Below are 12722 nucleotides of genomic sequence, written 5' to 3'. Positions count from 1 at the left end.
CTTCCGTTGCTGCGAAGCGGCGTCGCGTCGCCATTGGCGGGCATGTTTCCCGGACCTTTGTCAGGACTCCTCAGCCCAAAGAGAAAAAACACGAGCACCACGCAGACGGCAATGAGCGCCAAGAGCCCCGCCATTAACCGGCGCGCCAGGTCTCCCTTCTTGAATTCCCTTTTCGTTTCCATGGATCTTTTCCTGTAGATCATCAATGGCTCGCTGCAGCGCGACGCCTCATGGGTGCCGCGACGACGTGGACTTCATCGGGTCCCGCTCGCCGCGCACCTCTTCGTCATCGCCTACGCGATGGCCTTCGGTAACGGGTCCGTTGTAGACCGCGTCCATCACGGGGCCACGGTCGGTATCCTGCTTGGTGACGGCGTCGTTGTAAGCCGCGCGGCCCACGCCTTCCATCGAGGCGCTAGCCGCTTCCTGGCTGCTGGCCGATTCGTCGAGCTCGTTGGGTTGCTGGAGCACCGGCTTTTGCAGGCCGTCGCCACTGGCCTTCGACCAGCGGGTTTCGCCGGGGGCAGCGGTCTGTTCGGCCTCGGCCTTCGCGTTCCCTTCGGCTTTTGCTTTGGGGTCGGCACCGCGGTCTCGGGCGGGTGTTGCATTCTTCGTGGTGGTCATGTTCGCTCCTGAAGTGAGGCGCCCGACGTTGCGGCACCGGCGAATCGAGCCCGTCAGCGTTTCAACCCACTGGGTGTAGGAGAACACACGACGCGCGACCGGCTTTGCAATACTGCACGCCTTTAGCCCGCCGAGCGGGCACGCCGGTTGCCGTACAGGCGCAGGAGTACACATGCCCCTTGTCTACTTGGCCAAGCTCGCCACCCACCGCCTTCCGATGTTTGTGTCCACGCCGGCCAAGCTGCGGCATCTGTGCCGCCTTTGCGAGCTGGGCCACGTCGAGGCGCACTTCTATCCGCCCGACCCGCGCGAGGCGAAATTTGCGCAAGTGCGGTCATTGACGCCGACAGGGCGCGCCGCACTCGCGGCATGCGTGCTTCGAACGCCCGACAAGGCTTGTTAGCGGCGGCCCGTGGCGCCGGCCGGCCCGTCAGTTTCGGGCGGCGGTGTCGCGCAGACCAGTTGCAGCAGTTCGGCCAGCGTCGGCTCGGCGCCCAGCGAGGCCACGCGCCATGCAGGCCAGGTGGCCAGCACCAGCATCGCCGCGAAGACTGTGCGGACCAGCCAGCGGCTACGCAGCAGGCGTGACATCGTGCGGCGCTCCGTCGGCTTGAAGGACCCGGTGCTCACGGCGGCCGGACTGCCAGAGAGTCAGGCCGCCCACCAGCATCGCCGCGCCCCAGGCAAGAAAGCCTAGGTCCCAGGCCATGCGCTGCGCCAACGGCACCGTTTCGTTGACGTGATGCAGCTGCAGCAGGTGGTGATCGATCACGCCCTCGACCAGGTTGAAACAGCCCCACCCAACCAGCGCGGTGCCGACGATGAGCCTGCTCGACCAGAACAGGTGGCTGCGCTGCGCCACCCGCCACAGCAGGTACAGCGCCACCACGACGAGCACATAGGTCGCGCTGTGGAAGATGCCGTCCCACAAGGTGTTCAGCCGCAGGTTCTCGACGGTGGTCGGCGGGTACCAGCTGCTGAGCATGTGATGCCATTGCAACAGCTGGTGCAGGACGATGCCGTCGAAGAAGCCCCCCAGGCCCAGCCCGAACAGTACGCCGGAGACAGCGGGAAACAGCCCGAGTGGGTTGGGACGCGTCATCCGGCTGCTCCGGCCGTCGCGGGCTGCGCGAGAAAGTCGCACAGCAGCGCGCCCACGCGAACCGGCTGCTCATGGTGCAGCCAGTGCGTGGCATCGGGCAGGCGTTCGAGCTTCCCTCGCGCGCAGTAGGCAAGCGCCTCGTCCGCCAGGCCGGCTTCCAGGGCGGCGTCCTGCCCGCCCCACAGGATGAGCGTGGGCGCCTCGATGAGCGTGGAAACCGGGCGGGCCAAGGCCATTGCGCGGTACCAGTTGAGCATGCTCGCGATGGCTCGCGGCGCTTGCCATGCCTGCCGGTACGCCGCGAGCAGCTCGTCGTCGAAGGTGCCGGGTTTGCTGGTTCGGGTGAGCGACGCGGCCAGCAGCGAGAAACCGTTGACGCTCAGCAGCGCCTCGGGCACCAAAGGCAGCTGGAACAGCCCGACATAGGCGCTGCGCGCGAGCTGGAACGGGTGCGTCAGCGCATAACCGAGAAAGCTCGCCGGATGCGGCGCGTTGAGGATGGCGAGGCGCTCGACCACCTCCGGGTGGCGCGCGGCCAAGTGCCACGCCACCATGCCGCCCCAGTCGTGCCCCACCACGGCGAACTGCTCGGCGCCGAGCGCCGCGCCCAGGGCGCAGACGTCGTCGGCCAGCACGTCCAGCACATAGTCGCGGACACCCCCGGGCTTGTCCGACGCGCCGTAGCCGCGTTGGTCCGGAACGGCCACACGCCAGCCGAGGGCGAGCAGGGGATCAACATAGCGTCGCCACGCCAGCGCGGTCTCGGGAAACCCGTGGAGCAGAACGACCAGAGGCGCATGCGCGGGGCCCGCAGTGGCAACGTGCAAACGGATGCCGTTGACGGCGATGTGCGTGAAGTCCATGACGGTCCTGGAGGCTGTGCGAAATGGGGTTGCAACGCACCATGCACAACGTGTGGCGGGTTGCCTTGTGGGACGGCACCCCGTCGCGCACGCAGTCCCGCCTCCAGGTTGCGGCGCGCTCCTACGCAAGGCGCGCGCGCACTGAAGAACATCGGTTTTTTCCCTTCAGCCCCCTTGTCGTAAATGATCAAGACTCTTCTCGGCATCGCCGCCAGCCCGCTAATTGCCATTGCCTTGTTCTGCATCGGCCTGCTCAGCGCGCTTGCGCATCTTGTTGCGCTGCCCGCACTGTTCCTGTGGGAGCGCCACCTCGAGCGCCATCCGCCCACGCCTGCCAAAAGATCGGAAGCCGACCCGGGCTGACCGGGAAGGCCGTCGAGGGGGCATGGCCGACAACCGCTCCATCCTCATACAACTCATGCTGAAGTGCGCCTACGTGCCCCAAAGCGGGCTGCATCGAATGTGCAGCCATGAACACACTTCAATTTGTGCAAAGCGCACGCGGCATCGCCGTTTTGGGAATGGCCGCGGGCCTGGCCTTGTCGGCCGTCGCGCAGCCGACCGGCAACCCGAAGGGCTCGGCGCCGCCACCTTCGAGCGATTCGCAGAAAGCGCAGACGGCCCGCGCGCCCACGGGCGGCTTCGGCGACAGCGGAAAGATCGTTACCGATGAAGCGACCGCCAAAGCCCGCACGCAAACCCTGCGCCCCTCAGTGAACCCCGGCCCCGCGCAAACCACGCCAGACCAGGCCCCAGGCCACGCCAGCAGCGGCACGGACGCCAAGGGCGCCGGCCCCACGGCCAAGCCGGCGCCTCAGTAGACCGAGTTTCAATCGCTCCGCCGATTCACCGCGAACAGGAGAAAGACATGAGCGACCGACCAGTCAACGCATCCGGCGACGGAAGCCGTCCCGCCACCAGCGGCGGGGTGGAAAACATAGGTGCAGGCGAGAGTTTCACCGGCAAAAAGAGCGCGACCGGTGAGGACCTCGCAGGGCCCGCGCCCAGCGAGGGCATGCAGGCCAAGCGCAAGAACATCGAGTCCTCCAGGAACGACGACGCCGCGCCGTTCTCGCTGAAGGAAGACCTGTCGTCCGAGACCAACCGCGAATCGGTGGACAACGCACCCGCGCCCGACGCGCTTTCGCGCGAAGACGCGATCCGCCGGGCCGCCTACGACGCGCACCAGCGACGCGGCGGCGGCGCTGGCAGCCACAAGCAGGACTGGCTCGATGCCGAAGCCGAATTCGACCGCCAGGCCGCCACGCGCACCTAACCGGCAACCTGACACGTTTCCCCTCTCAAAACACCACGACCATGGCAACCAGCAGCATTCTGGGTGGCGAGCGCCCGCCCGCCGAGGCCCGCGGCATCCACGACGACAGCGTGAGCCCGAGCGACTCCAGCGACAGCGGCAGCGATGCCCTGGGCACCGGCGGCCGTGCCCTCGCCGAGGCGGGCCTTGAAGGGGCCACCAACGCCGACATCCTGCCCGAGCGCATCGGCGTGTTTCCGGACGGCGCGGTCGAAGCGTCGAGCGCGGTGGACGACTCCAAAGCGGCACGCGTCGACGAGCTGGCCGCGCACCCCGATCCCGAGGACGGTGACACCGACGTGGGCGAGGACGCCTGATGCGCGACAAGGCAACCGACATGACCACGGGAGCCGGTACAGCAAGCCTGGCGCACGCTCTTCGCAAGGTCTTCGGCCATGCGCGCCTGCGCGGCGGCCAGGCAGAGGTGATCGAGCGCGTCATGGCGGGCTTGCCGACCTTGGCTGTGATGCCTACGGGCGCCGGCAAGTCGCTGTGCTATCAGCTGCCCGCCGTGCTGCTTGAGGGGCGCACCGTGGTGGTGTCCCCCTTGATTGCGCTGATGAAGGACCAGTGCGACCGGCTGCGTGACCTGGGCATTCACGCGGTGCAAGTCAACAGCGCCCTGGGCGCCGGCGAACTCGCGCAGGCCGAGGACGACTTGGCAAGTGGCAGCGCACGCATCGTGCTGACGACGCCCGAACGGCTGTGCGATTCGGCATTTCTGCAGCGCTTGGGAGCACGCCCGACCGCGTTGCTGGTGGTAGACGAGGCTCATTGCATCTCGCAGTGGGGCCACGACTTCCGCCCTGCCTTCCTGGAAATTGGGTCGGCCATTGCCGCGCTGGGCAGCCCGCCCGTGCTCGCGTTGACCGCCACCGCGGGCGAAGACGTTGCAGCTGATGTGATGAAGCTGCTGGGCATTCCGCACGCCGGGCTGATCGACATAGGCGCCTACCGTGCCAACTTGCAGTTCGCCGTGGAGCAGTTGGGCGACGAGAACGAGCGCGTGCGCCGCACCGTCGAGCTTGCGGCTCAGGAGCCCGGCAGCGGCATCGTCTATGCCGCCACGGTGAAGGCCGCCCAGCGCGCCTTCGATGCGCTGAAGGCGCAGGGCGAATCTGTGGCGCTGTATCACGGCAAGCTCGGCCCGCGCGAGCGAACAGCTGCGCAGGAGGCCTTCATGGCAGGTGAGGTGCGCATCATGGTAGCCACCAACGCGTTCGGCATGGGCATCGACAAGCCGGACATCCGCTTCGTGCTGCACTGCCAGATGCCTTCCAGCTTGCATGCGTACTACCAGGAAGCTGGGCGCGCGGGGCGCGATGGCGAGCAGGCACGCTGCACCTTGCTGTTTCATGCCAAGGACCGCTCGGTGCAGCAGTTCTTTCTGGCCGGCAAATACCCACAGCTGGAAGACCTGGATGCGATCCACCGGCAGCTTCTGGCCGCACCGCCCGACGCCGGGGGCTGGACGGCGCAGAGTCTGCTCCACGCGCTGGAGCGTCCGCGCGCGCGCATGCAGGCGGGCGTCGCGGTGCTCAAGCAGGAGCAGGTGCTCAGAACCGACCGGCGCGGGCGGCTGTCGTTGCGCGAAGCCGCTGGCGTGGGCGCATCCGCCGACCTTTCCGCCGTGCTCGACGCCTACAAGCGCCGACGCGTGCAGGACCGCGAGACGCTCGAGCGCATGGTCTCGTACGCGCAGTCGGGCCAGTGCAGATGGCAGCTGCTGCTGGGGGATCTGGCCCCATCGACCGCCCTGAAGCACTGCGGTGCCTGCGACAACTGCCGGCGCATCGCGGCGCACCAGGCGGCGCTCGCCCAGCCCATCGTCGTGAGCAACAGTCCCGCGGTTTCCGCGCCGCGATCGCAGGCCCTCGAGGCCGGCGACCCGGTGAAGGTGCGACGCTACGGCCGGGGCACCGTGGTCGCCTCGGACGGGGCTTCGGTCACTGTTGGATTCGAGGACGGAACCGAGCGGTGCTTTCATCCCGACTACGTGACGCGGCTGCGCAGGGTGTCGCTGCAGAGCCTCGCGCTGCCGACGAAGCCACGCACGTCATCGCTCGCGGACACGCCCGCGGCGCCTTGACCGCACGCCACCATGGGCACGCCCTTTCGCTTGATCGTCGTCGCCGCCTCGAGCGGTGGCCTTGAGGCCTTCGAACGCATTGTCGGACGTTTCGCCCCCGACTTTCACGGCGCGATCGCCGCGGTGATCGACACCGGCGACGAGGACCCCGGGCGCCTTATCGACAACCTGAAGCGGCACACCGCACTGCAAGTGGGGATTGCCCAGGAGGGAGAGCCGCTCAGCCATGGCCGGATCGTGCTGCCGCCGCCCGGCAGCGATTTGGTGGTACGCGCCAACAGGCGACTCGGGCTGGAGGCAAACGCCGCCGGTGCTTCGGCAGTGGCCGATCGTCTCTTCGCGAGCGCGGCCCGGGCATTCGGTCGACAGGTCATCGGGGTGGTGCTGACAGGCGCGGGCGCGGATGGCAGCGCCGGGCTGGTCGAAGTCAAGAAGCACGGCGGCCGCTGCGTGGTACAGAGCCCCTCGGACGCCAAGGTGCCGGGCATGCCCATCAGCGCCATCGTGCATGACAGCCCCGACCACATCGTACTGCTCGACGACATTGCACCGCTGCTTATCGACCTGATCGCGGCGTGAGCAGGCGCAGGGCGGCTTATGCTGGCCCAGTGCGGTCGGGCTGCGACGGGGCCAGGGCCTTTTAGATCAAGCGCAGGAGACTTGCCACATCGACCGGCTTGCTGACCCGATGATCGAAAATACCGACACCGCGAAGCGCCGACAACCGCACCACGTTGCCCGGCAACGCACTGAGCACCGGCACGGCACCCGTGATGCCGGCGCGCAGGGCCACCGCCTTCTTTCACTGTCCATGGTCGGCATTTCAAGGTCAGAGATGACCACGACCGGCCGCTGCCGCGTGTCGAGGTCGAGCGCGCCTGCGCGCCGTGGGCCACGCCGACCGTGGCGTGGGGACAATGCATGCCCAGGATCATGCCTAGCAAGTGCGCGGAGTCGGGCTCGTCGTCCATGACGAGGATAACTGAACGAATAGTCACAAACCTCTTGCCTCTCGGCCACTTTGCTATAGGGTTTAAACCCGTACACCATGGAGGAGCCGATGCGACTTGCCACGTTTCTGAACGTTGCCCAAGAACAGATCCTCGACGCCGCCGAGGCGTTCGCCAAGACCATTCCCGCGCTGCACCAGACCGATTCGCTGCTGCTGAGAGACCACTTGCCGCATCTTCTGGACGCGATTTCAGCGGACTTGAGGACGTCGCAAAGTAGGACGGAGGCCATCGACAAATCCGAAGGCAACGCGCCGCAATCTTCATGGCAGACCTCGGCGCAGACCCACGGCCTGATGAGGGCGCGGGCCGGCATCGACATCGAACAGCTGGTGGCCGAATTTCGAGCTCTGCGCTCCAGCGTGCTTCGCCTCTGGGGCGAGTCCTATGTGCCCGAAGCCGGCGCCATTGAAGACATTGCCCGCTTCAACGAAGCCATCGACCAGGCGGTGGCGGAGTCGGTGCGCTTCTATGCGCAGGAGCGTGAACGCTGGCGGCAAATCTTCCTGAGCGTCCTGGGGCACGACCTGCGCGGCCCGCTCAACGCCATCGGGCTGACCGTCGAGCTGATGCGCCTGGGCGCAACGGCCCCCGCGGCACAGACGGCGCTGCTGTCGCGCGGCGTCAAGCGCCTGACGTCGTTGCTCGACTCGCTGCTGGAGTACAGCAGGGCCAGCCTGGGCGCGGGCATGGTGCTGCGGGCCGCGCAGGTCGACCTGGCCCATGTGTGCGCGGAAGAAATCGAGCTGCTGCGGGCGGCGCATCCCGAAGCTCTAAGCGACTACGAAGCCACCGGCGACACCTGCGGAGCCTTCGACGCGTCGCGCGTGGGCGAGGCGTTGATGAACCTGGTGTCAAATGCGATCAAGCACGGCGACCCGACGCAGGCGTCGCTCGCGAGGGTCGAAGGACACGAAGCGTTCGTGCGCATCACGGTGGAGAACGCCGGCGACGAGATCGCGGTCCATGAGTTCGAGACGCTGTTCGAGCCCCTGCGCCAGCGCGACGGTCCCTCGGCGAGCACCGAGCGAACCCATCTCGGTCTTGGCCTGTTCATCGCGCGTCAGATCGCCCGTGCGCACGGCGGTGAAATCACCGGCGCGAGTTCGGAAGGCCGCATTCGCTTCACCATTGACCTGCCCAGGCTAAGTTGGCCGAGCGCGGATGCAAACGACGACGTTGCACTGCAAGTGTGACAAACGGCAACTGGCACGCCGCTTCAAAATTTGGTCATTCGTTGCAGGGCCGGCGGAGGATCTCGTAGTCAATCGGCTTAAACGATCCGTTGTTCGAGTTCTCTGCCGAACACGACGTCAGGCCGCACACCAGGTTCATCTCCGCGCGAAGTTCGATGAAATCGCCCGCACGGGACAAGGGGGGTTTCACCTTCACCTCGCCTTTTTCCGACACCACCACGTTCATGAAGACATTGAAAGTCGTGCCGATCTGCTCGGGCCGGATGCCGAAGGGCTCAAACGCGCGGTAGAGGTTTTCGAAGCAGCTGGGGTGGTGGCCTCGATGCCGGTACAAGATTTCGAACATCTCCTGGCTGCACGGCGTGAGCAGGAAATCGTGACGTCCCACGGCGTCATCAATGATGCGGAACATGGGGCGGCTGTCGTTCGCGTACAGCACGTCGCCCTTGGTGAGATAGATCTTGGAGGCATAGTCGATGCTGCGGCCCGACGAAAGGCTGCAGCGATGATCGTTCTCGGCGAATGCGAAGAGATCGGCTACCTGCTCGCCGAGCGGGTCGTAGATGCGCAGTATTTCGCTGGCGCGAAGCGTGAACGCCACACCCGATTGAGGCGGAATGCGGCAGCAGCCGGTGGGATGGGTTTCGGACATGACGTGCTTCATTGATGGAAGGGGCATTTCCAGTCAGTCTCGACAGCACGGCCGGAGTATTGACGGGCTTCCGAGGACTTTCCAAAACTCTCAAGCACTGGGTTGACCGTTCCCTGCAACGTCACGTCTCGCGCGCGGATCGCCGTCTGCATGCTCTGGTATTTGCCCGAGGCTTTCAACGTTTCAAACTGCTCGTGAAAGTTGAAGACGAGACAGGGTACGGGAGCGCGTCGTGCCAGCCTTGAGGAATGCGGGTGCAGCCCGACCACAAAAAAGGCGCGGCCCCCGATGCTGAAAGAAAAGTCGCCCCGGTTCGGGTCTTGGCTGACCTGCGGGTCCCATGCAAAGCCGCGGGCCTTGTCCAGATCGTGCATAGCCTGGAGCATCTGCCAGAGCTGGCGCTCGAACTTGGCTTCGTCCTGACCGTCAGCGGTGAAGAGCGCGATGAAGCTCACGGGCGAGCTCCCGGGCGCCTCGAACTCGGCGGAGTAAGCCAGCAGCGCATCGCAAAGTGCGGCGGCCCCGGCCGGATTGCCAAGTTCACCGAAATCGCCGAAGCGCATCCGGTCCTTGTTCAGCGCGGACTTGGCGCCGACGCACGGGAAGGAAGTGTCGGAAATGAAGGAGCTCATTTCGTCGCGCGCTGACGAACTGTCGACGGGACATCGAAGTTGCAGGGCCGCAACTGTGTGTTCTGCTTGACTGGGTAAATGACTGTGGAATTTCATGTTCCCACGGTAGCGACGCCGCTTGGCCTCCACGAGAGGCACAGGGCTTCATGGGCGTGAGTCGATCTGCCCGTGGAAGGTAGGCGAACGCCTCTGCAGGTAGATGCGAAATATTTGTCGCACTGATGACGGGCTGAACGCGAGCCCGTCCTACAGAGTGCTCCAAAGGACGCACCACGCTCTGTGCGGGCGGCAGCGTGACCGCCCGAATCCGTGGGCAGCTTTGCGCCCTTTTCGAAAGCCGATTGCAGGGTCGCCCCGGCCTGTGAAGGGAGTTCGTCGTGTTTCTGGATCCGCCGGGTTTCAATTTCGCTGGCTCTAGGGAGCTCAGCTTGGGCGTCGAGCTCGAGCTGCAGATCATCGACGCACACACGGGCGATCTGGCTCCGCTGAGCCAGAACATCTTGAACTCGTTGGCTGGTCTTCAATCGCCCGATCGTGGCGCCATCGTCCCGGAAGTCACCGCGGGCATGATCGAAATCTCCACGGGCATTTGCGCGAACGCCTCCGGCGTACAGGCCGATCTGGAAGCCCTGCGAGATCGCGTCTCCTGCGCGGCTGCCGCGCACGGTGCGCTCCTTGCCGGCGGCGGCATGCACCCGTTCAAGCACTGGTCGGAACAGCAAATATTCGACAGCCCCAGATACCGCTCTTTGTTCGCGTCCTATGGCGAGGTGCTGAAACAAACCACCGTGTTCGGCCAGCATATTCATCTCGGCTGCTCGGACGTGCACCGCGTTCCCCTGCTGATGCACCAATTGGCGCGGTATGTCCCACACTTTGTGGCGCTGTCGGCCTCGAGTCCCTTCATGGAGGGCCATGACACCCGTTTCGACTCGACGCGCCTGAACTGTCCGAGCCCGTTCCCGACGGGTCCATGCGCGCCGTTCACCCTGTCGTGGAACGAGTTGACCGACCACCTCGTCAGGTGGCTTTCGTGCGGCGTTATTGAATCGATCAAGGACCTCCACTGGGATATTCGACCCAAGCCGGAATTCGGCACCGTCGAAATTCGTGTGCTAGACAGTCCGTTGACCATCAAACGGGCAGCGTCCCTCGCCTGCTTTGCGCAGCTGCTCGGCGCATGGCTGCTGATCGACAAGCCGTTCGTACCCCGCCAGGACGATCACGTCGTCTACGCGTACAACAAGTTCCAGGCAGCAAGGTTCGGCCTGGACGCGGTCTACATCGACCCTGGTTCGCTGGAGCGCATACCCCTAGCGCACCACCTGGGGCGGCTACTGAAGACGCTGAGCAGGCACGCGAAGACATCGGCCGACGAGGATCACCTGGCCGCCCTGCGCACACTTGTGGAAACAAGAAAGAACGATGCGTCGATATTGCGCGCTTGGCTTCGCGAGCTTGGGTCTTTCGGACAGGTGGCGCTGCGAAGTGCTGCCGAACTGACGGACACCGAAAGCAAGGTCCTACAACCGCGACAGACGCTCTATCCAGCATGAACTTTTTGTAGCGAGGTTTCAGATGACCGAAAAAATCCTACCCGGCACCGCAACGGCTTTGCCCGTTACCGACAAGAAAGCGGGAGTCAAGACGCCCCGGCCTCCAACGCCCAAGGAGGTCACCGATACCGTGGAAAGCCAGCATGCCGCAAGACCCGGGCAGGGCCCCAAGGACAAGGGAAGCATCGATCAGCCCTGAGGCTGATCGGATGCGCAGAACATGCAGAGAGTTTGGTAGGCAGGCCGCTCTTCGATCCAGTGGGTGGCGTCTCCGAACACTTCGTTCGCAGTGGCGACCATGATTTCGAAGTCTCTGCGCAGCCAGGGATTCGCGGCGCACCAGACCGCGAAGGACTGGATCTCGTGCCCGAAATGACAAATCTCGGCCGACCAGCCCAGACGAATTTCGTCCTGTTCCGGCTTGCCGCGTTCGCCTGTAACGCGGATGTGCATCGACGAAGTGGGCGCAAGAAGTGCCACATCGGTATTTCCTGCCGCAAACATCAGCCGGCCCCCTGGACGCTGGGGTTCAAAGCCGAGAGTGTTTCGTGGCCCGTTTGCGTGAGTGTCAGGAATACCGTGGATACGATTTGCGCGTCCCGACGAATTGCCCAACCCGCGACCAGTCCGGCCGCCCACAGGACGACGAGCTCGTCGATCCGGTGTGGATCCGTGAGGGCCGACGGGCGCGGCGACTTCGCTAGGCGTGGCAAGAAAGAGATGCTCATATTTCCTCCGAAACCGCGGTGGATGGCAATCGGCATGCCCAGATACATGCCGGAGAACAACCAGCGTGCGCGAGAGCGCTGCTGCGGCGCAACACGCGGAAAGTGCAGTGGTCATCGTCACTCGGCAGCGTGAACGGTGGCATGTGTGGGAGCCGTCACGTCGGTTCCGATCTGTCGACGCATGAAACACGAAGTGGAATCGCGCGCTGGGAGTACCTGTCTAGGCGCGCGAGCTTCTACTCCACCGGTGCACAGGCGACGAACTAGACTTTGCGCGGGGCAAGGTGTCGAGCATCGACATCAACGGCTCGTTCGACTCGCTGCAACGCCCGAGCCCCTACCTCAACCGGCGTGTGCGCACGCCGGTTGACGGTAATAGTCCGACGAAGGCCGTCCTTGCCTGATGCGCAGGCTGCAGGAAGCATCTGACCCAATCGCAGACCCGCTTGGAGGTATGCGCGAAAGGAGCTGGTGCACACCATGAAGGGTGAGCAAGGCTCGAAGGCCGGCCGACGACATCACGACCGTGCGTTCAAGAAGAGGCTGGTGCGACAAAGCCTGCAGCCAGGCGCGTCCGTATCGGCGATCGCGTGCGCAGTGGCGTCAACGCCAACATGCTGTTCAAGTGGCGCAGGGAGCATGTTCGAGCCGCAGGCGACCCGCCGGCGGCGGTGCTGTTGCCGATAGAGGTAGTACCGGCGACCGAGGTCATGTCCCTTCCGACTTCCGCTGCGCCCGCCCCATCGTCATCGAGACCGACATCGCGGACCAGCGTCATCGAGCTGGAGTTCGCCGGCGCGCAATTGCGACTGCGTGGCGCTGTCGACGAAGACAGTATGTGCAGCGTCCTGCGCACGCTGCGCGCGCTGCGCCAGCGTGCATGATCGGCCTGCGCTGGTGAGCGAATATTGCGATCACGCGCCCTTGTATCGGCTGTGCTAGATCTACGCGCTTG

Annotated in this window: 18 protein-coding genes; 10 read left to right on the top strand and 8 right to left on the bottom strand. The window is 65.2% G+C overall.

The genetic code is table 11. The features are described from left to right. Positions 1–228 precede the first annotated feature (228 nt). From QTI51_RS32375 to QTI51_RS32360, 4 genes are all read right to left on the bottom strand, one after another. On the bottom strand, positions 229–624 hold the full coding sequence (locus tag QTI51_RS32375; RefSeq protein WP_286517377.1) for a hypothetical protein: 396 nt from the start codon (positions 622–624) through the stop codon (positions 229–231). A 399-nt stretch (positions 625–1023) separates the two neighbouring features. Continuing rightward, the gene (locus QTI51_RS32370) at positions 1024–1215 is read right to left on the bottom strand and encodes a hypothetical protein (protein ID WP_286517376.1); all 192 of its coding nucleotides are present in this window, start codon (positions 1213–1215) and stop codon (positions 1024–1026) included. Further along, positions 1196–1726: a DUF2243 domain-containing protein gene (locus tag QTI51_RS32365; RefSeq protein WP_286517375.1), complete on the bottom strand. Its 531-nt coding sequence runs from the start codon at positions 1724–1726 to the stop codon at positions 1196–1198. Before QTI51_RS32365 ends, QTI51_RS32370 begins: the two co-directional genes overlap by 20 nt. Further along, complete coding sequence (locus tag QTI51_RS32360; RefSeq protein WP_286517374.1) at positions 1723–2589, bottom strand: alpha/beta fold hydrolase; 867 nt, start codon at positions 2587–2589, stop codon at positions 1723–1725. Before QTI51_RS32360 ends, QTI51_RS32365 begins: the two co-directional genes overlap by 4 nt. Positions 2590–2772: 183 nt before the next feature. Here QTI51_RS32360 and QTI51_RS32355 point away from each other — a divergent pair, with 183 nt between their 5' ends. From QTI51_RS32355 to QTI51_RS32330, 6 genes are all read left to right on the top strand, one after another. Beyond that, on the top strand, positions 2773–2952 hold the full coding sequence (locus QTI51_RS32355) for a hypothetical protein (RefSeq protein WP_286517373.1): 180 nt from the start codon (positions 2773–2775) through the stop codon (positions 2950–2952). A 107-nt stretch (positions 2953–3059) separates the two neighbouring features. Further along, positions 3060–3410, top strand: coding sequence for a hypothetical protein (locus tag QTI51_RS32350; RefSeq protein WP_286517372.1), 351 nt, complete (start codon positions 3060–3062; stop codon positions 3408–3410). Positions 3411–3457: 47 nt separating this feature from the next. Further along, complete coding sequence (locus QTI51_RS32345; protein WP_286517371.1) at positions 3458–3865, top strand: DUF2934 domain-containing protein; 408 nt, start codon at positions 3458–3460, stop codon at positions 3863–3865. A 41-nt stretch (positions 3866–3906) separates the two neighbouring features. Continuing rightward, entirely contained in the window at positions 3907–4221 is a 315-nt protein-coding gene (locus tag QTI51_RS32340) for a hypothetical protein (protein WP_286517370.1), read from the top strand. After that, positions 4221–5993 (top strand): RecQ family ATP-dependent DNA helicase, encoded by a 1773-nt coding sequence (locus QTI51_RS32335; protein WP_286517369.1) that lies wholly within the window; start codon positions 4221–4223, stop codon positions 5991–5993. Before QTI51_RS32340 ends, QTI51_RS32335 begins: the two co-directional genes overlap by 1 nt. A 12-nt stretch (positions 5994–6005) precedes the next feature. Continuing rightward, entirely contained in the window at positions 6006–6572 is a 567-nt protein-coding gene (locus QTI51_RS32330; RefSeq protein ID WP_286517368.1) for a chemotaxis protein CheB, read from the top strand. 61 nt (positions 6573–6633) lie between these two features. On the opposite strand, the gene QTI51_RS32325 is transcribed toward QTI51_RS32330, so the two are convergent. Continuing rightward, on the bottom strand, positions 6634–6786 hold the full coding sequence (locus QTI51_RS32325) for a hypothetical protein (protein ID WP_286517367.1): 153 nt from the start codon (positions 6784–6786) through the stop codon (positions 6634–6636). A 267-nt stretch (positions 6787–7053) separates the two neighbouring features. Between QTI51_RS32325 and QTI51_RS32320 the strand changes: the two genes are divergently transcribed. Continuing rightward, positions 7054–8199 carry a sensor histidine kinase gene (locus tag QTI51_RS32320; protein WP_286517366.1) on the top strand — a complete coding sequence of 382 codons (1146 nt, stop codon included), beginning with the start codon at positions 7054–7056 and terminating at the stop codon, positions 8197–8199. Positions 8200–8233: 34 nt separating this feature from the next. On the opposite strand, the gene QTI51_RS32315 is transcribed toward QTI51_RS32320, so the two are convergent. Together QTI51_RS32315 and gntA are read right to left on the bottom strand one after the other, a co-directional pair. Continuing rightward, on the bottom strand, positions 8234–8851 hold the full coding sequence (locus QTI51_RS32315) for a DUF1989 domain-containing protein (RefSeq protein ID WP_286517365.1): 618 nt from the start codon (positions 8849–8851) through the stop codon (positions 8234–8236). A gap of 8 nt (positions 8852–8859) precedes the next feature. Continuing rightward, on the bottom strand, positions 8860–9579 hold the full coding sequence (gene gntA / locus QTI51_RS32310) for a guanitoxin biosynthesis heme-dependent pre-guanitoxin N-hydroxylase GntA (protein WP_286517364.1): 720 nt from the start codon (positions 9577–9579) through the stop codon (positions 8860–8862). A 281-nt stretch (positions 9580–9860) separates the two neighbouring features. On the opposite strand from gntA, the gene QTI51_RS32305 reads away from it, so the two are divergent. Both QTI51_RS32305 and QTI51_RS32300 read left to right on the top strand, forming a co-directional pair. Beyond that, positions 9861–11039, top strand: a complete 1179-nt coding sequence (locus QTI51_RS32305; protein ID WP_286517363.1) for a YbdK family carboxylate-amine ligase — start codon at positions 9861–9863, stop codon at positions 11037–11039. A 22-nt stretch (positions 11040–11061) separates the two neighbouring features. Beyond that, positions 11062–11238, top strand: a complete 177-nt coding sequence (locus QTI51_RS32300; RefSeq protein WP_286547679.1) for a hypothetical protein — start codon at positions 11062–11064, stop codon at positions 11236–11238. On the opposite strand, the gene QTI51_RS32295 is transcribed toward QTI51_RS32300, so the two are convergent. After that, positions 11229–11543 carry a hypothetical protein gene (locus QTI51_RS32295; RefSeq protein WP_286517362.1) on the bottom strand — a complete coding sequence of 105 codons (315 nt, stop codon included), beginning with the start codon at positions 11541–11543 and terminating at the stop codon, positions 11229–11231. The two genes, QTI51_RS32300 and QTI51_RS32295, sit on opposite strands and share 10 nt — an antisense overlap. Before the next feature lie 838 nt (positions 11544–12381). On the opposite strand from QTI51_RS32295, the gene QTI51_RS32290 reads away from it, so the two are divergent. Further along, positions 12382–12651 (top strand): hypothetical protein, encoded by a 270-nt coding sequence (locus QTI51_RS32290; RefSeq protein ID WP_286547682.1) that lies wholly within the window; start codon positions 12382–12384, stop codon positions 12649–12651. Positions 12652–12722: the final 71 nt, after the last annotated feature.

It is taken from the genome of Variovorax sp. J22G73 (assembly GCF_030317035.1).
In the GTDB taxonomy this organism is placed as follows: domain Bacteria; phylum Pseudomonadota; class Gammaproteobacteria; order Burkholderiales; family Burkholderiaceae_C; genus Variovorax.
The sequence above is the reverse complement of the archived record's forward strand: the minus strand, read 5'-3'. Positions and strand labels throughout refer to the sequence as shown.

What these genes read in the sequence shown, in the direction of transcription:
- gntA (WP_286517364.1), bottom strand. Translation starts at nt 9,579, where the DNA reads ATGAAATTCCACAGTCATTTACCCAGTCAAGCAGAACACACAGTTGCG.
- QTI51_RS32360 (WP_286517374.1), bottom strand. Translation starts at nt 2,589, where the DNA reads ATGGACTTCACGCACATCGCCGTCAACGGCATCCGTTTGCACGTTGCC.
- QTI51_RS32335 (WP_286517369.1), top strand. Translation starts at nt 4,221, where the DNA reads ATGCGCGACAAGGCAACCGACATGACCACGGGAGCCGGTACAGCAAGC.
- QTI51_RS32345 (WP_286517371.1), top strand. Translation starts at nt 3,458, where the DNA reads ATGAGCGACCGACCAGTCAACGCATCCGGCGACGGAAGCCGTCCCGCC.
- QTI51_RS32290 (WP_286547682.1), top strand. Translation starts at nt 12,382, where the DNA reads ATGCTGTTCAAGTGGCGCAGGGAGCATGTTCGAGCCGCAGGCGACCCG.
- QTI51_RS32315 (WP_286517365.1), bottom strand. Translation starts at nt 8,851, where the DNA reads ATGTCCGAAACCCATCCCACCGGCTGCTGCCGCATTCCGCCTCAATCG.
- QTI51_RS32365 (WP_286517375.1), bottom strand. Translation starts at nt 1,726, where the DNA reads ATGACGCGTCCCAACCCACTCGGGCTGTTTCCCGCTGTCTCCGGCGTA.
- QTI51_RS32350 (WP_286517372.1), top strand. Translation starts at nt 3,060, where the DNA reads ATGAACACACTTCAATTTGTGCAAAGCGCACGCGGCATCGCCGTTTTG.
- QTI51_RS32370 (WP_286517376.1), bottom strand. Translation starts at nt 1,215, where the DNA reads ATGTCACGCCTGCTGCGTAGCCGCTGGCTGGTCCGCACAGTCTTCGCG.
- QTI51_RS32330 (WP_286517368.1), top strand. Translation starts at nt 6,006, where the DNA reads ATGGGCACGCCCTTTCGCTTGATCGTCGTCGCCGCCTCGAGCGGTGGC.
- QTI51_RS32355 (WP_286517373.1), top strand. Translation starts at nt 2,773, where the DNA reads ATGATCAAGACTCTTCTCGGCATCGCCGCCAGCCCGCTAATTGCCATT.
- QTI51_RS32375 (WP_286517377.1), bottom strand. Translation starts at nt 624, where the DNA reads ATGACCACCACGAAGAATGCAACACCCGCCCGAGACCGCGGTGCCGAC.
- QTI51_RS32320 (WP_286517366.1), top strand. Translation starts at nt 7,054, where the DNA reads ATGCGACTTGCCACGTTTCTGAACGTTGCCCAAGAACAGATCCTCGAC.
- QTI51_RS32295 (WP_286517362.1), bottom strand. Translation starts at nt 11,543, where the DNA reads ATGTTTGCGGCAGGAAATACCGATGTGGCACTTCTTGCGCCCACTTCG.
- QTI51_RS32300 (WP_286547679.1), top strand. Translation starts at nt 11,062, where the DNA reads ATGACCGAAAAAATCCTACCCGGCACCGCAACGGCTTTGCCCGTTACC.
- QTI51_RS32340 (WP_286517370.1), top strand. Translation starts at nt 3,907, where the DNA reads ATGGCAACCAGCAGCATTCTGGGTGGCGAGCGCCCGCCCGCCGAGGCC.